Source organism: Mesorhizobium sp. BR1-1-13 (assembly GCF_020165515.1).
Lineage (GTDB): Bacteria > Pseudomonadota > Alphaproteobacteria > Rhizobiales > Rhizobiaceae > Mesorhizobium.
The window spans coordinates 352,182-371,985 of record NZ_JAIUIH010000004.1; the positions used below are offsets into that span (position 1 = coordinate 352,182).

Annotated in this window: 18 protein-coding genes; 1 reads left to right on the top strand and 17 read right to left on the bottom strand. The window is 63.0% G+C overall.

The features are described 5' to 3' along the window. Window positions 1–3: 3 nt before the first annotated feature. Window positions 4–1,251, bottom strand: a complete 1,248-nt coding sequence (locus tag LB533_RS12405; protein ID WP_140639089.1) for a site-2 protease family protein — start codon at window positions 1,249–1,251, stop codon at window positions 4–6. A 421-nt stretch (window positions 1,252–1,672) separates the two neighbouring features. On the opposite strand from LB533_RS12405, the gene LB533_RS12410 reads away from it, so the two are divergent. Beyond that, complete coding sequence (locus tag LB533_RS12410; RefSeq protein WP_140639090.1) at window positions 1,673–1,870, top strand: hypothetical protein; 198 nt, start codon at window positions 1,673–1,675, stop codon at window positions 1,868–1,870. A gap of 113 nt (window positions 1,871–1,983) precedes the next feature. On the opposite strand, the gene LB533_RS12415 is transcribed toward LB533_RS12410, so the two are convergent. The 16 genes from LB533_RS12415 to LB533_RS12490 all read right to left on the bottom strand — a co-directional run bounded on the left by LB533_RS12415 (window position 1,984) and on the right by LB533_RS12490 (window position 19,793). Continuing rightward, entirely contained in the window at window positions 1,984–2,664 is a 681-nt protein-coding gene (locus LB533_RS12415; RefSeq protein ID WP_140495870.1) for an ABC transporter ATP-binding protein, read from the bottom strand. Then, window positions 2,664–3,950 (bottom strand): lipoprotein-releasing ABC transporter permease subunit, encoded by a 1,287-nt coding sequence (locus LB533_RS12420; RefSeq protein ID WP_224677266.1) that lies wholly within the window; start codon window positions 3,948–3,950, stop codon window positions 2,664–2,666. Before LB533_RS12420 ends, LB533_RS12415 begins: the two co-directional genes overlap by 1 nt. Beyond that, window positions 3,947–5,275: a proline--tRNA ligase gene (proS, locus tag LB533_RS12425; protein WP_224677267.1), complete on the bottom strand. Its 1,329-nt coding sequence runs from the start codon at window positions 5,273–5,275 to the stop codon at window positions 3,947–3,949. The genes LB533_RS12420 and proS overlap by 4 nt, the downstream gene beginning before the upstream one ends. Window positions 5,276–5,909: 634 nt before the next feature. Continuing rightward, a complete protein-coding gene (locus tag LB533_RS12430; protein ID WP_140495592.1) occupies window positions 5,910–6,194 on the bottom strand; it encodes a DUF1467 family protein in 285 nt (94 codons plus the stop codon). Next, window positions 6,191–6,595 (bottom strand): methylmalonyl-CoA epimerase, encoded by a 405-nt coding sequence (gene mce, locus LB533_RS12435; RefSeq protein ID WP_140639093.1) that lies wholly within the window; start codon window positions 6,593–6,595, stop codon window positions 6,191–6,193. The genes LB533_RS12430 and mce overlap by 4 nt, the downstream gene beginning before the upstream one ends. A gap of 118 nt (window positions 6,596–6,713) precedes the next feature. Beyond that, on the bottom strand, window positions 6,714–8,384 hold the full coding sequence (locus tag LB533_RS12440) for a ribonuclease J (protein WP_140639094.1): 1,671 nt from the start codon (window positions 8,382–8,384) through the stop codon (window positions 6,714–6,716). A gap of 93 nt (window positions 8,385–8,477) precedes the next feature. Beyond that, entirely contained in the window at window positions 8,478–9,299 is an 822-nt protein-coding gene (locus LB533_RS12445; protein ID WP_224677268.1) for a biotin--[acetyl-CoA-carboxylase] ligase, read from the bottom strand. Between the two features lie 4 nt (window positions 9,300–9,303). Then, a complete protein-coding gene (gene nuoN / locus LB533_RS12450; RefSeq protein WP_140639096.1) occupies window positions 9,304–10,740 on the bottom strand; it encodes an NADH-quinone oxidoreductase subunit NuoN in 1,437 nt (478 codons plus the stop codon). Window positions 10,741–10,759: 19 nt separating this feature from the next. Then, complete coding sequence (locus LB533_RS12455) at window positions 10,760–12,265, bottom strand: NADH-quinone oxidoreductase subunit M (protein ID WP_140495587.1); 1,506 nt, start codon at window positions 12,263–12,265, stop codon at window positions 10,760–10,762. Then, entirely contained in the window at window positions 12,265–14,238 is a 1,974-nt protein-coding gene (gene nuoL / locus LB533_RS12460; protein ID WP_140579847.1) for an NADH-quinone oxidoreductase subunit L, read from the bottom strand. Before nuoL ends, LB533_RS12455 begins: the two co-directional genes overlap by 1 nt. A 10-nt stretch (window positions 14,239–14,248) precedes the next feature. Then, complete coding sequence (gene nuoK / locus LB533_RS12465; RefSeq protein WP_019858930.1) at window positions 14,249–14,557, bottom strand: NADH-quinone oxidoreductase subunit NuoK; 309 nt, start codon at window positions 14,555–14,557, stop codon at window positions 14,249–14,251. Between the two features lies 1 nt (window position 14,558). After that, window positions 14,559–15,179, bottom strand: coding sequence for an NADH-quinone oxidoreductase subunit J (locus LB533_RS12470; RefSeq protein ID WP_140495585.1), 621 nt, complete (start codon window positions 15,177–15,179; stop codon window positions 14,559–14,561). A gap of 226 nt (window positions 15,180–15,405) precedes the next feature. Next, window positions 15,406–15,897, bottom strand: coding sequence for an NADH-quinone oxidoreductase subunit NuoI (gene nuoI, locus LB533_RS12475; RefSeq protein WP_140553634.1), 492 nt, complete (start codon window positions 15,895–15,897; stop codon window positions 15,406–15,408). Next, on the bottom strand, window positions 15,897–16,940 hold the full coding sequence (gene nuoH, locus LB533_RS12480) for an NADH-quinone oxidoreductase subunit NuoH (protein ID WP_224627743.1): 1,044 nt from the start codon (window positions 16,938–16,940) through the stop codon (window positions 15,897–15,899). The genes nuoI and nuoH overlap by 1 nt, the downstream gene beginning before the upstream one ends. A gap of 2 nt (window positions 16,941–16,942) precedes the next feature. Beyond that, complete coding sequence (nuoG, locus tag LB533_RS12485) at window positions 16,943–19,024, bottom strand: NADH-quinone oxidoreductase subunit NuoG (protein ID WP_140639099.1); 2,082 nt, start codon at window positions 19,022–19,024, stop codon at window positions 16,943–16,945. Window positions 19,025–19,097: 73 nt separating this feature from the next. Further along, window positions 19,098–19,793, bottom strand: a complete 696-nt coding sequence (locus LB533_RS12490; protein WP_140639100.1) for an NADH-ubiquinone dehydrogenase — start codon at window positions 19,791–19,793, stop codon at window positions 19,098–19,100. Window positions 19,794–19,804: the final 11 nt, after the last annotated feature.

A 19,804-nucleotide genomic window follows, 5' to 3' on the forward strand; every position in this document is an offset into this window, starting at 1 on the left:
AGCTCAGATCAGCCGTGCGGACGCCCAGAGCACTCCATAGCCGTGGATGACGAACACCGCCAGCAGCGCGCCGGCGATGACGAAACGGTCGGCTGTGCGGATCGGCTTCAGTTCGTGGCGCGGCCTCACCCCGCTGCCCGCAGTCAGAAGGCTGAGGATTGCAAAGACCGCGCCGGCCGCGAGCAGAAAGCCGGTGGAAAAGCCGGCCTGCCAGCCAAGCGCGAGGAAGGCCGAGAACAGGAAAAAGGAGGCCAGCGCCAGCGCGACCGGCCCCGGGCAGATCTGGCGCAGCACCTGGCCGCCATCGAATTTCCACACCGGCACCAGATTGGCGATGTTGAACAGGGCAGCACAGCCCGCCAGTGTCGCCAGCAATGTCGCGGTAAGCCAGTGCCCTTCCGCGCTTGCAAACGTACTGCCCATCATCGCCAACGGCACCAGGAAAGCAGAGAACCCGGCGCCCATCAGCGCCACGAACGCGACTTCGAAACGGCTGTCATAGGGCCGGCCGCCAATGGCGACGCCGCCGAGGAGCGGGATGAAGATCATGCGCGCCCTGCGATGGCCCATCAGGCGGAATGCCGCCATGTGGCCGAGCTCGTGCAGGGCGACAACGGAAGTCAGGATCGCGGCCAGCGCCAGCCCGCCGCGGTGAAGCCCGAAGAACGGCCACAGGATGAATGCCGAGAGGGCGGCGAAGCCGAGCTGGCTCAGCGGATGTTCGAACCAGCCGCCCTTGCGATACCGCCCTGTCCTGGCCCAGCCATCCAGCTTGGCGAGTTCGCGGCGCATGGCGAAATAGCGGAACACCAAGAAGGCCACGCCGCGGTAACGGTCGGTCTGGGTGAGCGTCACCCGGGTGGCCTCGCCAATCGAGACCAACTGCGCGGTTTCCCGATAATGCGCCCAGAAAGACGGATCGAGCGCCGTGTCCTCGATGACGCGCATCGAAAAGCACCTGCCATGCACGACATTCTCGAGCAGGGCCTTGCGTTCGATCGGCTGGCCGTCCCGGCCCTCCCAGGACATTCTGGTGCGGACCAGTCCCTCGCCCAGCATCTCTGCCGAGAGGATTTCGCCGGACCAGCCGGCATTGCTCCCGAGCGGCCACAGCGCCTGCCACAGGCGCTGCCGGTCGGCCGCGACCGTGCGGCTGAGCCTGATGGTGCGCAAACCAAGCGGCACGCTCATCAGGAGAAAAATCAGCCCGAGATTGCTGGCCACGAGGAAGGCGGTGACGATGGGCGACACGCGGCGCTCCTGCTTTCAGGAGCGATACCCTAGCGCCATGGCGGCAAGAAAGGCTTAACGGCAAGACGGACTTTCGTCCGCCGGAACAAAGACGGCAGACACCGTCACCTCACATGGCTCCGATCCAGATCGCCATGGAAATGAGGAAGGTGCTCATGCAAACCAGCGAGATGACATCCTGAACCAGATCGGTCATAACTCTCTCCTGTTGTTGATATGTTCGCAATTTGTTCTAATTTTGTCTCAAAGTCAACGAGCAGAATCCGTCCGCAGCCGGAATCTTCGAGCGATCCAACCGGCAGGGTTAAGAAAAGGTTGATGGTGCGGGACCTATCAACAGGTCAGGAAGATGTCGGCGCCGCTATCGTCCCGCAGCGTATGGATGAGCGCCTGCTTGCACTCAATCCTAGTCGAGACAATAGTGGGTAAGCTGTACGACTGCCGAGTGATGGACGTGGGGCAACACGAAGGCGCCAATCAAGCTGATCGCTGGCGAAAGCGCATGAGGCAAGGCCGCCGGTGGCGCCTCTCGCGCAACTTTGTAACCTGGCTGCTCATCCTGGTGATGATCGCGATCTCTTCCACCCTGATCGCACTGAAGGCTCATTGGCGGCTCTGATCTTGAGGGACTCCCGGAAAGATCAGTATCCCTGATGGCAAACTAAACTCGCGGAAATCTCACTGGACGTAGTTAAGATTGGACCCGATCTCGCAGCGGACATCGAGGTGCCCCTAAAGCGGTACCACCTTGCCCTCGGCCAGGGTGACGCGCCGGTCCATGCGCGCTGCCAGCTGGTGATTATGGGTGGCGATCAGCGCCGCGAGGCCCGATTGCCGCACCAATGCCTCCAGCGCCTCGAACACATAGGAAGCAGTGACCGGGTCGAGATTGCCGGTGGGCTCGTCTGCCAGCAGCACCAGCGGCGCATTGGCGACCGCGCGGGCGATTGCCACGCGCTGCTGCTCGCCGCCCGACAGTTCGGACGGCCGGTGCGATGCGCGCTTGCCGATCTGCATATAGTCGAGCAACTGCGCCGCGCGCTCGGCCGCCTCCTTGCGCGGCAGCCCTTTGATAAGCTGCGGCATCATGATGTTTTCCAGCGCCGAAAACTCCGGCAGCAGATGGTGGAACTGGTAGACGAAGCCGACATCGTTGCGGCGGATCGAGGTGCGCTCGTCGTCGGACAGCCGGCCGCAGGCCCGGCCGGAGAGAATCACGTCGCCGGCATCGGGCCGCTCCAGGAGCCCTGCCGTATGCAGCAGCGTCGATTTGCCGGTGCCGGACGGCGCCACCAGCGCCACCATCTCGCCGCGCTTCAGCGAGAAGTCCGCACCGTTCAGGATGGTGAGCTTGCGCGGCCCCTGGACATAGTGCCGCTCGACGCTCTTCAATTCGATAATGGCCTGCGCCATCATTCGTACCTCAGCGCTTCGACCGGATCGAGGCGGGCCGCCCGCCATGCCGGAAACAATGTCGCCAGGAACGACAGGCCGAGCGCCATGATGACGACATAGGTCGTCTCGCGCGGATCCATCTTCGCCGGCAACTGACTGAGGAAATAGAGCTCCGGATTGAACAGCACCTTGCCGGTCATCCAGGAGAAGAACTCGCGGATCGATTCGATGTTGAGGCAGATGACCACGCCGAGCAGCACGCCGGCGATGGTGCCGGTGACGCCGATCGCCGCGCCTGTCATCAGGAATATGCGCAGGATGGCGCCGCGCGAGGCGCCCATGGTGCGCAGGATGGCGATGTCGTGCCCCTTGTCCTTCACCAGCATGACCAGCCCGGAGATGATGTTGAGCGCCGCCACCAGCACTATCAGCGTCAGGATCATGAACATGACGTTGCGCTCCACCTGCAGGGCGGAAAAGAAGGTCTCGTTGCGCTGCCGCCAGTCGACGAGGTCAATGGGTCGCTGCGCCGCCTCTTCCACCTTCGGTTTCAGCGCGTCGACATCATCGGGATTGTCGACATAGATCTCGATCGTCTGGGCTCGCCCATCCATGTTGAAATAGAGCTGCGCCTCCGAAAAAGGCATGTAGACGATGGAGGCGTCATATTCCGACATGCCGACTTCGAAGATCGCCGCGATCTTGTAGCCCTTCATGCGCGGCGTCGTGCCGAGCGGCGTCACGTCGCCGTCCGGCGAGATCAGCGTGATCGTATCGCCGAGCGCCAGGCCGAGATTCTCCGCCATGCGCTTGCCTATGGCGACACCCTCGCCCGTGTCGAAATCGGCGATCGAGCCTTGCTTGATATTGCTGGCGACGATGGCGATCTTGCCAAGGTCTTCGCCCCTGATGCCGCGTACCAGCGCGCCGGAGCCGCCGCCGATATTGCCTTGCGCCAGCACCTGCCCGTCGATCAGCGGAATGGCGTATTTCACGCCGGCCACGCCGTTGATGCGGCCGGCGACCTGCGCATAGTCCTCGAGCGGCGAATCGAGCGGCTGCACGATCAGATGGCCGTTGACGCCGAGGATGCGGGTGAGCAGCTCGGCCCTGAACCCGTTCATGACCGCCATCACCACGATCAGCGTCGCCACCCCCAGCATGATGCCGAGGAAGGATATCGAGGCGATGACCGAGATCACCGTCTCCTTGCGTCGCGAGCGCAGATAGCGCCACGCCACCGTGCGTTCGAAGATGGAAAACGGTCCGGCGCCTGCCGGTCTGGCTGCCGCCGCCTCGCTCATGCGGCGGCACCGAAGCGTTTTTTCGCATCGGCGATCGGCAGCGTCACGCGCTCGCCGGTCTTGCGGTTCTTGATCTCGACCTCGCCGGCGGCCACGCCGCGCGGTCCGACGATCACCTGCCAGGGCAGGCCGATCAGGTCGGCGGTGGCGAACTTGCCGCCCGGCCGTTGGTCGGTGTCGTCATAGAGCACATCCTTGCCGGCGGCAGTGAAAGCTGCGTTGAGTTCATCGCAGACGCGGTCGCAATCGGCATCGCCGGCTTTCATGTTGATCAGGCCGAGATCGAACGGCGCCACCGCTTCCGGCCAGATGATGCCGTTCTCGTCATGGCTGGCTTCGATGATCGCCGCAACCAGCCGCGACGGCCCGATGCCGTAGGAACCGCCGGAAGCGAAATGATCCTTGCCGTCGGGCCCGGTCACCTTGGCGCCCATCGGCTTGGAGTATTTCTCGCCGAAATGGAAGATATGGCCGACTTCGATACCGCGCGCCGAAACCTTGTCGCTGTCGGGAACCTCAGCCCAGGCCGCTTCGTCATGCATTTCGTCGGTCGCCGCGTAAGGCGTCGTCCAGGTCTTGACGATGCCTGATATCTCGGCGTCGTTGGAGAAATCGGTGTTGGCTCCGGGCACGCCGAGCGACAGATAATCGCGATGGCAGAACACCTGGCTCTCGCCGGTGTCGGCCAGGATGATGAATTCATGGCTCAGATCGCCGCCGATCGGGCCAGTGTCGGCCCGCATCGGGATCGCCTGCAGGCCCATGCGGGTGAAGGTGCGGAGATAGGACACGAACATCCTGTTGTAGGCGGCTCTCGCGCCTTCGAAGTCGAGATCGAAGGAATAGGCATCCTTCATCAGGAATTCCCGGCTGCGCATGACGCCGAAGCGCGGCCGCACCTCGTCGCGGAACTTCCACTGGATGTGGTAGAGGTTGAGCGGCAGGTCCTTGTAGGACTTTACATAGGCGCGGAAGATCTCGGTGACCATTTCCTCGTTGGTCGGGCCGTAGAGCATGTCGCGGTCCTGGCGGTCCTTGATGCGCAGCATCTCCTTGCCATAGTCGTTATAGCGGCCGCTTTCGCGCCACAGGTCGGCCGACTGGATGGTCGGCATCAGGATTTCCAGCGCGCCGGCGCGGTTCTGCTCCTCGCGGATGATCTGACAGACCTTGTCCAGGACCCGCTTGCCGAGCGGCAGCCAGGAAAAACTGCCCTGCCCCTGCTGGCGGATCATGCCGGCGCGCAGCATCAGCCGATGCGAGACGATCTCCGCCTCGCGCGGATTCTCTTTGAGGATGGGCAGGAAATAGCGCGACAAACGCATGGACTGGTCCGTGAATGAGGAGGCCGCGCCAGAATCGGTGCGACGCAGGCTTGCTTGCCCCGGCTTCATAGCCATTTCATGGCGCAATGGGAACCCGGACGCATCGACCCGGAAAACGGAAATTCAGCTTTCGAACGGACGTGGTGCGCGGAATGAAAAGGGTTTTGAGCACCACTCGCCCGCGCCGCGAATGCTGGACGATCGAAGGAGCCACGGTTGCATAAAACGCCCTGCTGGTGGTTTCCCAAGCAAAGCCTGCCATACTATTGTGCAGTGCAGCACGAGAATGCCCGTTTCAAGGCAAAATTCTTCGTGACATTTTCATTTCCGTTGGGCTAATGTGCCCCGATAACCGAGAGAGCAGAGAAAAATCTGTTCTCCTACGCGGTCAAAGTCTTGGGAGGATGCGATCTAGGCGCGGTTACTCGCTGCCGCCGGAAACCGGAAACAGATCGGACGCGTTTAAATTGCAAGGCCTTGTGCCTTGCATTTTTTTTGTGCAATCACCTGCTTAGCGCAATGCGTTGCCAAACCACCTTACCCCGCGTCATGATTTTTTGAAGCCTGAACAGGTACGCCGGCGCCGAATGGCGGCGCGGCCTCGCCCGAGCGCAAGAACCCGGTTTGAATGCTGCTATTTTGCCGTGGCCTGGCCGAATTCCGGCACGATGTGCGGGATGTCGTTGAGGCTATATCCCAGCCCGTGCGTCAGGCCGTAGAAAATGCCCATGAGCACCGCCGTGGCGACGGTGGTGCGGATCACCGCACGCAGCATATGTGGTCCGCGCGGCGCGCTCGGCACCGTGCCCAGCGTCACGTCACGGTCGTCATCCTGCGTCCTGACGCTGAACGGCAGAACGGCAAACAGCACCACCCACCAGGTCGCGAAAAACAGTGCGGTGAACGAAACCCAGCTCATGATTGCTCCAGTTCGATCAGCGTGCCGAAGAAATCCTTCGGATGCAGGAACAGCACAGGTTTGCCATGCGCGCCGGTCTTCGGCTTGCCGTCGCCCAGAACCCGGGCGCCAGCTGCCTGGAGCCGGTCCCGCGCGGTAAGGATATCGTCGACCTCATAGCAGAGATGGTGCATTCCGCCCGACGGGTTCTTCTCGAGGAAAGCCGCGATCGGCGAGCCCTCGCCGAGCGGCTCCAGCAACTCGATCTTGGTGTTGCCGACATTGACGAACACCACGGTGACGCCATGCCCGGGCAGCGCCTGCGGTTCGCTCACTTCGGCGCCTAGCGTGTCGCGATAGCAAGCGGCAGCCGCAGCCAGATCCGGCACCGCAAGCGCGACATGGTTCAGGCGTCCAAGCATAGAGCGCTCCGCTTTAGGGGAGTAAGGGAGTAGGGCAGTAGGGGAAATGAGACTGAAGAAAGTAACTACTCGTTCTTCCCTACTCCCCTACTGCCTTACTGCCCTATTCCCTTATTCGTCACCGCGTGACGAATACAGTCACCAGCGGTTTCTTGCCCCAGGCTTCGTTGGCGGCGCCGCGTACGGCACGGCGTACCGCCTCCTGCACCAGGTCGAGGTCTTTTCGGCGCTGACGGGGGATGGAGTCCACCGCGCCGATTGCCGCATCGATCATCAGGTCCTCCAGCGTCTCGCCCCTGGCGTCGGCCTCGGCGACGCCGATTGCGACCAGATCGGGATCGCCGGCGAGCTCATACTTCTCGTCCAGCACCACATTGACCGCGACATGGCCGGCAAACGACAGTTTGCGACGATCGCGAATGCCCATCGCCTGGTCGGTGCCGATCAATCTGCCGTCCTTGTAGATGCGGCCGAACGGCACCTGGTCGATGATCGTGGCAGGGCCGGGAGCAAGCCGCAGCATGTCGCCATCGCGCACCTGCGCCACCTGGCCGATGCCCGACGTCGACATCAGCGAGCCCTGCGCCACCAGATGCGCGGCCTCGCCATGCACGGGAACGCCGATCTGCGGCCGTACCCATTCATACATCTTGCGCAATTCGCTGCGCCGCGGGTGGCCGGAGACATGCACCAGCGCATCGCCGTCCTCGATGATCTTGATGCCGAGGTCGACGAGGCGGTTCTTGATTTCGAGGATCGCCTTCTCGTTGCCGGGAATGGTGCGCGAGGAAAACACCACCGTGTCACCGGCCGTCAGCGACACCGACTTCATCTCGTCGCGCGACAGCTTGGCCAGAGCCGCCAGCGGCTCGCCCTGGCTGCCGGTGCAGATGACAACCAGGTTTTCGCGCGGAATGAAGCCGAAATCCTCCTCGGCGATGAACTCCGGCAAACCATCCATGTAGCCGAGCTCGCCGGCGACATCGATGACGCGCTTCAGCGACCGGCCGAGCACCAGGCACTGACGGCCGGCATCGCGCGCCGCCTTGGCGATGGAAACGATACGGCCGACATTGGAGGAAAAGGTGGTGACGGCGACGCGGCCCCTGGCGGCCTGAATAACCCCTTTCAGCCCCTCGCCGACCGCGACTTCCGATGGCGATTCGCCTTCGCGCATCGCATTGGTCGAATCGCAGACCAGCGCCAGCACGCCCTTGTCGCCATAGGCGCGGAACCGCGCTTCGTCGGTCTTGGGTCCGATCGTCGGCGCCGGGTCGATCTTCCAGTCGCCGGTGTGGATGACGGTGCCTGCCGGCGAAGTGATGGCCAGCGACATCGGTTCGGGTATCGAATGCGCGACCGGGATAGCCTCGATTTCAAACGGACCGACGGTGAATTTTTCGCCCGCGCGGTAGATGGTCAGCGGGATCTTCGGCGCGCCCTGCTCGCCCTGGCGCTTGGCTTCCAGCAGCCCGGCGCTGAACGGCGTCATCCACACCGGCGCCTTGAGCCTCGGCCAGATATCGAGCAGCGCGCCATAGTGGTCCTCATGCGCGTGGGTGATCACGATACCGCGCAAATTGGCGATGTTCTCTTCGATGAAGCGCGTGTCGGGCAGGATCAGGTCGACGCCCGGATGCGCCGCATCGGGAAAGGTGACACCGACGTCGATGACGATCCACTCGCGCGCGCTCGGCGGACCATAGCCGTAGAGAGCGAAGTTCATACCGATCTCGCCGACGCCGCCCAGCGGCACGAAGACGAGTTCGGCGTTTTCCGCTTTCGCCATGATTTTTTCCTTCCTGGCCCTCAGGCCAAGCCATTGAAGCAATTCCGGGAAAGTCTGTAACGGTTTTCCGTCTGGAATTGCGCAAAAACAAAACTATACCCGGGCGGATGCGACCGCGCCGAAATGCACATCGCCGGCGGCGATCGTCAGAACCGAGCCCTCATCGTCGCGGATCACGAAACGGCAGTCCTCGTCAATGGTCTCGAACACCCCGCGCACCACATTACCGTCAATTCTGACAGCAACCTCGCCGCCAAGCCCCGCCGCGCGTGCCAGCCAGCGCCGCCTGACGGCGTCAAGTCCGCGCCCCTCATCCCACAGGCGGGCATTCTCGCTCCAGGCATCCGACAGCGCCAGGAACAGCGTTTCGGCGTCGCATGCCGCACCCAATGCGTGAAGCGACGTCGCGGGATAAGGCAAATCCTCAGGGTATGCCACAACATTGACGCCAATGCCGACCGCCACAGCGAAACGGCCGCCGTCCAGCATGGCCGATTCCAGCAGGATACCGGCGAGCTTGGCGCCGGAGGCGAGCACGTCGTTCGGCCATTTCAGCTCGAAACGGTTCTTGCCTTCATTGCCGCCGTCGAGGCCGATGGCGATCCGGCCCGCCGGCACCACGGCATCGAGCGCATCGGCCAGCGCCAGGCCGGCGACGAAACCGAGCGTCGCGGCGAGGCGAAGCTCGCCCCCGGTGAGGACGAGCAGAGTCGCCGCCAGATTGCCTTCGGGTGTCGCCCAGACGCGGCCGCGCCGCCCGCGCCCGCTTTCCTGTTTCTTGGAAACGACCCATAATCTGCCGGGGTCGCCCGCCCGGGCATGATCCAGCGCCAGCGCATTGGTGGAGCCGACACTGTCATGCGCCTCCAGCCGGAACCCTTCCGACGCCGAGGTTGGAGCCAGCCGAAATGCCATCCCGTCAGAAGAATGTCTTGGCGGCGGCTTCGGCATAGGTGCCGATCGGCCCGCCGATCAGCACATAGAACAGCACGAAAGCGCCGGAGACACCGAGTACGAGGCGCAATTCACTGGCCATCGGCACGAAGCCGCCGACCGGTTCGTCGAACCACATGATCTTGATGATGCGCAGGTAATAATAGGCCCCCACTACCGAGGCCAGCACGCCGATGATCGCCAGCGCGTAGAGGTTGGCATTGATGGCGGCGAGGAAGACGTACCACTTCCCCCAGAAGCCGGCGAGCGGCGGGATGCCGGCCAGCGAGAACATCAGGATGGTCAGGATCGTGGCCATGATCGGGTTGGTCGAGGACAGGCCTGCCAGGTCGCTGATCTGCTCGACATTGCCTTCCTTGCGCCGCATGGCGAGGATGAAGGCGAAGGTGCCGAGCGTCATCACCAGATAGATCAGCATATAGATGGCGACGCCGCGCACGCCGGCTTGGCTGTTGGCGGCAAGGCCAACCAGAGCGTAGCCCATATGGCCAATCGAGGAATAGGCCATCAGGCGCTTGATGTTGGTCTGGCCGATCGCCGCGAAAGAGCCGAGCGCCATCGACGCGATCGAGATGAAGACGATGATCTGCTGCCAGTCGGAAGCGATCGGCTTGAACGCGCCCATGGTGACGCGCACGATCAGCGCCATAGCCGCCATCTTGGGTGCCGCCGCCAGGAAGGCGGTCACCGGTGTCGGCGCGCCCTCATAGACGTCGGGTGTCCACATGTGGAACGGCACCGCCGAGATCTTGAAGGCGAGGCCGGCCAGCACGAAGACCAGGCCGAAGACGAGGCCAAGCTGGCGCTCACCGCCGCCCAGTGCCGTCGCGATCTCCTGGAAGCCGGTGTTGCCGGTATAGCCATAGACCAAGCTGATGCCATAGAGCAGCATGCCCGACGACAGCGCGCCGAGGACGAAGTATTTCAGGCCCGCCTCGGTCGAGCGCAGGTTCTCGCGGTTGATCGCGCACAAGACATAGATCGCCAGCGACTGCAGCTCGAGGCCGAGATAGAGCCCGATCATGCCGTTGGCCGAGATCATCAGCATCATGCCGAGCGTGCACAAAAGGATCAGCACCGGATATTCGAACTTGTCGAACCGCTCCGCCTTGGCAAAGCGCATCGACATGATCAGCGTCACCGCCGAGCCCACCAGCGCCAGCAGCTTCATGAAGCGGGCGAAGGAATCCTGGATGAAGGCATTGCCGTAGGCGCTGCCCTGCCCGGTGGAGACGATCAGCCAGGCGCCCGATATCACCAGCACGGCGACGGCAAGGCCGGTCACGGTGTTGGCGGTGTTGGCGCGCGAGTAGGCCCCGACCATCAGCAGCGCGAGCGCGCCGATGGCAAGGATCAGTTCGGGCGTCGAGAGCGACAGGCTGGAGAGAAGGTCCGGCGTCATGGTTCGCAAAACCCCTGGGTCAGTTCGCCGCCGCGGTCTGCGCGGCGCCGATGGATGCGGTGACATTGGTGACGAGCGACTTGACCGACTGGGCCGTCGCGTCGAAGACGGGAGCGGGATAGACGCCGAAGAAGATGACCAGCACGACCAGCGGATAGATGATCGCCTTCTCGCGTGTCGAGAGGTCGAGCAGGCCCTTGAGGCTGTCCTTGGTCAGCGCGCCGAAGATCACCCGGCGGTAGAGCCAAAGCGCGTAGGCCGCCGACAGGATGACGCCTGTGGCGGCGAAGAACGCCACCCAGGTATTGACCCGGAACACGCCCAGCATGGTCAGGAACTCGCCGACGAAGCCTGACGTGCCCGGCAGGCCGACATTGGCCATGGTGAAGATCAGGAACACGGTGGCGTATTTCGGCATGTTGTTGACCAGGCCGCCATAGGCGGCGATCTCACGCGTGTGCATGCGGTCATAGATGACGCCGACGCACAGGAACAGCGCGCCCGAGACCAGGCCGTGGCTGAGCATCTGGAAGATCGCGCCCTGCACGCCTTCCTGGTTCATGGCGAAGATGCCCATGGTCACGAAGCCCATATGGGCGACCGACGAATAGGCGATCAGCTTCTTCATGTCCTCCTGCATCAGCGCCACCAGGGAGGTGTAGATGATGGCGACGACCGAAAGCGCGAAGACCAGCGGCGCGAACATCTCGGATGCCAGCGGGAACATCGGCAAGGAGAACCGCAGGAAGCCGTATCCGCCCATCTTCAGCAGAATGGCGGCCAGGATCACCGAACCGGCTGTCGGCGCCTCGACATGCGCATCCGGCAGCCAGGTGTGCACCGGCCACATCGGCATTTTCACCGCGAAGGAGGCGAAAAAGGCGAGCCACAGCCACGTCTGCATGTTGGCGGGGAAATTATGCGTCAACAGCGTCGGGATATCGGTCGTGCCGGACTGGTAGAACATCGCCATGATGGCGAGCAGCATCAGCACGGAGCCGGCGAGCGTGTAGAGGAAGAACTTGAAGGAGGCATAGACGCGCCGCTTGCCGCCCCAGACGCCGATGATGATGAACATCGGGATCAGGCCGGCTTCGAAGAAGACGTAGAACAACACGATGTCGAGCGCGCAGAACACGCCAATCATCAGCGTTTCAAGCAGCAGGAAGGCGATCATGTAGGCCTTGACGCGCTTCTCGATCGCTTCCCACGACGCCAGGATGCAGAGCGGCATCAGGAATGTCGTCAGGATGACGAACAACATCGAAATGCCGTCGACGCCCATATGGTAGGAGATGCCGGAATCGAGCCAGGCGACCTTCTCGACGAACTGGAAGCCGGCTTGCGAATTGTCGAAGCCGGTCCAGATGAACAGCGAGACGATGAAGGTGAACGTCGTCGTCAGCAGCGCGATGGCGCGGATGTTGCGGCGTGCGTTTTCGCTGTCGTCGTTGATGAACAGGATGAGCAGCACACCAACCAGCGGCAGGAAGGTGACCAGCGAGAGAATTGGCCAGGCGGTCATCAGAGCATCATCCAGGTGACGAATGCGGCAACGCCGATCAGCATGGCGAAGGCATAGTGATAGAGATAGCCGGTCTGCAACTTGACGACGCGGTTGGTGACATCGACGACGCGTGCCGAAATGCCGTCAGGCCCGAGACCGTCGATGACAGTGCCGTCGCCGGTCTTCCACAGGAAGGAACCGAGGCGTTTGGCCGGCCGCACGAACAGGAAGTCATAGAGCTCGTCGAAATACCATTTGTTGAGCAGGAAGGCATAGAGCCCGCGATGCTGGGCGGCCAGGTTGACCGGCACTTCCGGCGAGCGGATGTAGAACTTCCACGCCAGCGCCAGGCCGATCAGCATGGCGATGAAGGGCGATAGCTCGACCCATAGCGGCAGTTCGTGGATGTCGTGCAGGATGTGGTTGTCCGGCAGCGTGAACAGCGATGCCTTCCAGAATTCGGCATAGCCCTCGCCGATGAAGGCGCCGTGGAAGATGATGCCGGCAAACAGTGCGCCCGCCGCCAGGACGAACAGCGGCACCAGCATCACCGGCGGCGATTCATGAACATGGTGCATCACCTCATGGCTCGCCCGCGGCCTGCCGTGGAAGGTCATGAAGATCAGCCGCCAGGAATAGAAGGAGGTGAAGCCGGCGGCGATCACCAGCAGCACGAAGGCGAGGCCCGCCACGGAATTATGCCCGGCAAAGGCCGTCTCGATGATGGCATCCTTGGAGAAGAACCCGGCGGTGCCGATGACGGTGACCGGAATGCCGACGCCGGTCAGCGCCAGGGTGCCGATTACCATCATCCAGTAGGTCGTCGGGATCAGCGTCCTCAGGCCGCCCATCTTGCGCATGTCCTGCTCGTCGGAAACCGCATGGATGACCGAGCCCGAGCCGAGGAACAGCAGCGCCTTGAAGAAGGCATGCGTGAACAGGTGGAAGATCGCCGCGCCATAGGCGCCGACGCCGAGCGCCACGAACATGTAGCCAAGTTGCGAGCAGGTCGAATAGGCGATGACGCGCTTGATGTCGTTCTGGACGAGGCCGACGGTCGCCGCGAAGAAGGCGGTGAAGGCGCCGATGAAGGTCACCACCGTCAGCGCCGAATGCGACAGCTCGAACAGCGGCGACAGCCGCGCCAGCATGAACACGCCGGCCGTCACCATGGTGGCGGCATGGATGAGCGCCGAGACCGGCGTCGGGCCTTCCATGGCATCCGGCAGCCAGGTGTGCAGCGGCACCTGCGCCGACTTGCCCATGGCACCCATGAACAGCAGCAGGCACACGATCGTCATCGCCGCCTGCTTGTCCAACGCATAGCCGAGGAAGGTCAGCACTGCCGCACCTTGCGGGGCGCCTTCAGCCGGGATGAACGTCGCCGCATTGGCGAAGATGGTGCCGAGATTGACCGAGCCGAACAGCACGAACACGCCGAAGATGCCGAGCGCGAAGCCGAAATCGCCGACGCGGTTGACGACGAAGGCCTTGATGGCCGCGGCGTTGGCCGAGGGCTTCTTGTACCAGAAACCGATCAGCAGGTAGGACGCCAGGCCCACCCCTTCCCAACCGAAGAACATCTGCACGAGGTTGTCGGCCGTCACCAGCATCAGCATGGCGAAGGTGAACAGCGACAGATAGGCGAAGAAGCGCGGCCGGTTCGGATCGTGGTGCATGTAGCCGATCGAGTAGATATGGACCAGCGCCGACACGGTGTTGACCACCACCAGCATGACCACCGTCAGCGTATCGATCCTGAGCGCCCAGGACGCCTCCAACCCGCCGGACTGGATCCAGCGCAGCACCGGCACGGTGAACACCTCGCCATGGCCGAAGCCAACGGTGAAGAAAGCAACCCACGACAGCACCGCCGCGATCACCAGGAAGCCGGAGGTGATGTATTCGGACGCCTTGGCGCCAAGCGACGTGCCGAACAGGCCGACGATCAGGAAGCCGAGCAGCGGAAGGAAGACGATGGCCTGGTACATGGTGGTTCCGTCAACCCTTCATCATGTTCACGTCTTCGACCGCGATCGAGCCGCGGTTGCGGAAGAAGACGACGAGAATGGCAAGTCCGATGGCGGCTTCCGCCGCCGCGACCGTCAGCACGAACAGCGCGAACACCTGGCCGACCAGGTCGCCGAGAGCCGCCGAAAAGGCGACGAAATTGATGTTGACCGCAAGCAGGATCAACTCGACCGACATCAGGATGACGATCACGTTCTTACGGTTCAGGAAGATGCCGAACACGCCGAGCGTGAACAGGATCGCCGATACGGTCAGATAATGTGCGATGCCGACGACCATCTCAGACTCCTTCGCCCGACTTGACCTTGCGGATTTCCATGCCCGTCGCCGCCGTGCGGGCGACCTGGGCTGCGATCGACTGCCGCTTGACCCCTTCCTTGTGGCGCAGCGTCAAAACGATGGCGCCGATCATGGCCACCAGCAGCACGAGGCCCGAGATCTGGAAGTAGTAGAGGTAGTCCGTATAGAGGATGTCGCCGAGCGCTGCCGTATTCGAGCGCGCCGCGAGATCGGGAATCGGCTTCGATACCGTCGAGGCGAGCTGCGGGGCGAATGTATAGCCACCGAGCACCACGATCAGTTCCGCCGCCAGGATCAGCCCGACCAGCGCGCCGATCGGCGCATATTGCAGGGCGCCTTCCTTCATCTCGGCGAAGTCGACGTCGAGCATCATGACGACGAACAGGAACAGCACCATGACAGCGCCGACATAGACGACGAGCAGGATCATCGCCAGGAACTCGGCGCCCGTCAGCATGAACAGGCCGGCGGCGTTGAAGAAGGTCAGGATCAGGAACAGCACCGAATGCACGGGGTTGCGCGACGAAATGACCATGAACGCCGACGCCACGGCGACAAAGGCGAAGAGGTAGAAAAAGGCCGCCTCTAGTCCACTCAGCATTGGGGTTCCCCCGGGTTCCTGTCCAAACAGGACGTTCGTCCTGTTTGTTGTCTGTGGCTTCGTTCCGCCTCCGGTGCGAAGCCGCGTTGTCCTAGCCCATGTTCCAACCGGGTTGAAAGACCCGGCGCAAAGAAACATGGGCAACTCTGAAGTCCTGAGGGATGACTTTGCCTGAAATGCTTCGGGTCATCCCCGGACAAGGGCCCTCGCCCCTGTCCATGCGATATCAGCGGTACGGTGCGTCCAGCGAGATGTTGCGCGCCAGTTCGCGCTCCCACCGGTCGCCATTCGCCAGCAGCCTGTCCTTGTCGTAGTAGAGTTCCTCGCGCGTCTCGGTCGCGAATTCGAAATTCGGCCCCTCGACGATGGCGTCGACCGGGCAGGCTTCCTGGCAAAAGCCGCAATAGATGCACTTCACCATGTCGATGTCGTAGCGCACGGTACGGCGCGTGCCGTCATTGCGGCGCGGGCCGGCCTCGATGGTGATGGCCTGCGCCGGGCAGATCGCCTCGCACAATTTGCAGGCGATGCAGCGTTCCTCGCCATTGGGATAACGGCGCAGTGCATGCTCGCCGCGGAAGCGCGGGCTCACCGGCCCTTTCTCGTGCGGATAATTGATCGTCTCCTTCGGCGCGAAGAACTGGCGCATCGACAAGAAGAAGGCGCCGACGAAATCCTTCAACAGCAGCGATTTGGCGGCCTGGGACAGAGCGGACATCACGCAAACCCCGTGATCTTGAGAAAGGCGGCGGTCAGCACCACCATGAACAGCGAGATCGGCAGGAACACCTTCCAGCCAAGCCGCATCAGCTGGTCGTAGCGGTAACGCGGCACGAACGCCTTCACCATGGAGAACATGAAGAACATCAGGCAGATCTTGAGCACGAACCAGATCACCCCCGGCACCCAGGTGAAGGGCGCGAAGTTGAACGGCGGCAGCCAGCCGCCGAGGAACAGGATGGTGGCCAGCGCGCACATCAGCACGACGGCGACATATTCGCCGAGGAAGAACAGCAGGAACGGCGTCGATGAATATTCGACCATGTGGCCGGCGACCAGTTCCGATTCGGCTTCGACCAGGTCGAAAGGCGGGCGATTCGTCTCGGCCAGGGCCGAGATGAAGAAGATGACGAACATCGGCAGCAGCGACAGCCAGTGCCAGTCGAGGAAGGTGTTGGGCAGGCCGAGCTTGGTGCCGAGCCCATCCTGCTGAGACAGCACGATGTCGGACAGGTTGAGCGAGCCGACGCAAAGCAGCACGGTGACGATGACGAAGCCGATCGAGACCTCGTAGGACACCATTTGTGCGGCCGAACGCAGCGCCCCGAGGAACGGATATTTCGAATTGGACGCCCAGCCGCCCATGATCACGCCATAGACCTCGAGCGAGGAGATGGCGAAGACATAGAGGATACCGACATTGACGTTGGCGACGGCCCAGCCCTGACTGACCGGAATGACCGCCCAGGCCGAGATCGCCAGAACCGCCGATACCAACGGCGCCAAAAGGAACACGCCCTTGTTGGCGCCGGACGGGATCACCGGCTCCTTGAAGACGAACTTCAACAGGTCGGCAAAAGCCTGCAGCGTACCCCAGGGGCCGACGACGTTCGGGCCTCGGCGAAGTTGCACCGCCGCCCAGATCTTGCGGTCGGCATAGAGCAGATAGGCGACGGCGATGAGAAGCACGACGATCAGTACGACCGACTTCAACACGATGATCAGCGCCGGCAGCACGTAAAAGGAGAAGAAGGTGTCCATGCTTATTCCGCCGCCTGCTTGAAGCCGCTCTTGGCCAGCGCAGAGCATTCCGCCATCACGGCAGAGGCCCGCGCGATCGGGTTGGTCAGGTAGAAGTCCTGGACCGGCGACGTGAACGTGCCCTTGTTCAGCCGTCCGCCGAGCTTCGCCACATTGGCGATATCCTCGGCATTGCCCGCAGCAACCTGGTCGATGCGGGCAAGATGCGGGTATTCGCCGTAGAGTTTAGCGCGCAGCTGCGGCAGCGAATCGAACGGCAACTTCTTGCCCAGTACATCCGACAATGCCCTGATGATGGCCCAATCCTCGCGCGCGTCGCCCGGCGCGAAGCCGGCGCGGTTGGTCTGCTGCACGCGCCCTTCCGTGTTGACGTAAGTGCCTGATTTCTCGGTATAGGCGGCACCCGGCAGGATGACGTTGGCGCGGTGCGCGCCGGCGTCGCCATGGGTGCCGACATAGACGACGAAAGCGCCGCCGGTCTTTGCCATGTCGATCTCGTCGGCGCCAAGCAGGAACAGCACGTCCGTCTCGCCCAGCATGCCGGCGACGTTCCTGCCGCCCTCGCTCGGCACGAAGCCAAGGTCGAGGCCGCCGACGCGCGCCGCCGCATTGTGCAGGATGGCAAAGCCGTTCCAGTCCGCCCTTGCGGCATTGACGGAGGCGGCGAGCTTCGCCGCCTGGCCGAGTACGGCCGCGCCATCGGGGCGCGCCAGCGCGCCCTGGCCGACGATGATGAGCGGATGCGTCGCCTTCTTCAGCACCTGGAAGAACTTGCCATTGCCGTCGGCCAGATCCTTGAGCGATTCCGGTCCTGCGCCCAGCAGTTCGTAGTCATAACGTGTATCCCCGACATCGCCGATGACGCCGACCGGCAGATTGCCGACCCGCCAGCGCTTGCGGATGCGGGCGTTGAGCACCGAGGCTTCGAAGCGCGGATTGGCGCCGATGATCAGCACCGCGTCCGCCTGTTCGATACCTTCGATGGTGGGGTTGAAAATGTAGCTTGCCCGGCCAAGCGACGGATCGAGCGCGGCGCCGTCCTGGCGGCAATCCATGTTCTTCGAACCGAGTGCGGTCATCAGGAGCTTCAGGGCGTAGATTTCCTCGACCGCGGCAAGATCGCCCGCTACGGCGCCGATCTTCTCGGGCGTAGTCTTCGACACGGCGTCCTTGATTGCCGCGAAGGCCTCGGCCCAGCTCGCCGGGACCAGCTTACCGTCCTTGCGCACATAGGGCCGGTCGAGGCGCTGCGTGCGCAAGCCGTCCCAGATGAAGCGGGTCTTGTCGGAGATCCATTCCTCGTTCACCGCCTCGTTGACGCGCGGCAGGATGCGCATCACCTCGCGGCCGCGGCTGTCGACGCGGATCGCCGAGCCGACGGCATCCATGACGTCGATGGATTCGGTCTTGGTCAGCTCCCACGGCCGTGCCTGGAAGGCGAAAGGCTTGGAGGTCAGCGCGCCGACGGGGCATAGGTCGATGACGTTGCCCTGCAGCTCCGAGGTCATCGCCTGCTCGAGATAGGTGGTGATCTCGGCATCCTCGCCGCGGCCGATCAGGCCGAGTTCGGAAATGCCGGCAACCTCGGTGGTGAAGCGAACGCAGCGCGTGCAGTGGATGCAGCGGTTCATCACCGTCTTGACCAGCGGGCCGATATACTTGTCTTCGACCGCGCGCTTGTTCTCGTGATAGCGCGAGGAATCAACGCCGAAGGCCATCGCCTGGTCCTGCAGGTCGCATTCGCCGCCCTGGTCGCAGATCGGGCAATCCAGCGGATGGTTGATCAGCAGGAATTCCATCACGCCCTCCCTGGCCTTCTTGACCATCGGCGTGTTGGTGAAGATTTCCGGCGCCTCGCCGTTCGGACCGGGACGCAGGTCGCGCACGCCCATGGCGCAGGACGCTTGCGGCTTGGGCGGCCCGCCCTTCACCTCGATCAGGCACATGCGGCAATTGCCGGCGATCGACAACCGCTCGTGGAAGCAGAAGCGCGGCACTTCCGCGCCCGCGTCCTCTGCCGCCTGCAGCAACGTGTAATGGTCGGGTACAGTGATTTCTTTCCCGTCGACCTTGAGCTTTGCCATTCGCCTCAAACCTCTGCGGATTTCCCGCAATCTCATTTTCCGGGCGCGACAGACGCGGCACCCGGCATTTCATTCACTTCTTCGCGGCCAGCACAGCCGCCTGGGCAATCCAGTCGTCGCGCACGATACGGCCGTTGAACGACAGGTAGTCGTCGACCCAGGCGATCTCTTCGGGCGACCAGTCGGCGATCTGGTGGAACGTCCAGATGCCGAGCCCGTTGAGCACCGTCTCCAGCTTCGGGCCGATACCCGATATCTTCTTGAGATCCGAAGGCTTCGCCGGCCTGTCGATAGCCTTGGGCTGCCTGAAATCCTCGGGCAGCAGCACATCCGGAAGCTCGTCCGCTGACCGCCCGGCCTGTGCCGCCGGCACCGTGGTGGCAGCCTCCCTGGCGGCAATGTCGGTGACTTCCTGCGCGAAGGACTGTGCCTCGGCGATCAGGGTCTTGGCCGTCGCCCGCGCTCTGGTGGACGAAAGGCTCGCATCCTCGAATTGTTCGACGCGCGCCTCGAAATCCTCGATGAGCGGCTGCATGAGGCGTTGCGACGCCTCGGCTGCGCCCGACAGCGCACCCAACCAGACGCCGAAAGCGTGGTTGGCGAGCCCAAGCCCCAGGGCCGATATCGCCGCCGCGCCCGCGACAGGGTGCGCCAGAAGGTTGACGGCGCCGGCCATCTCCTTCGGCATCATCCTGGTCAGGTCCTGGTTCATCTTCTCGATCTGGTCCAAATTGGGCATCAACGGGTGGGGTGTCGAATACGGCGCCATAGAATTCTCCT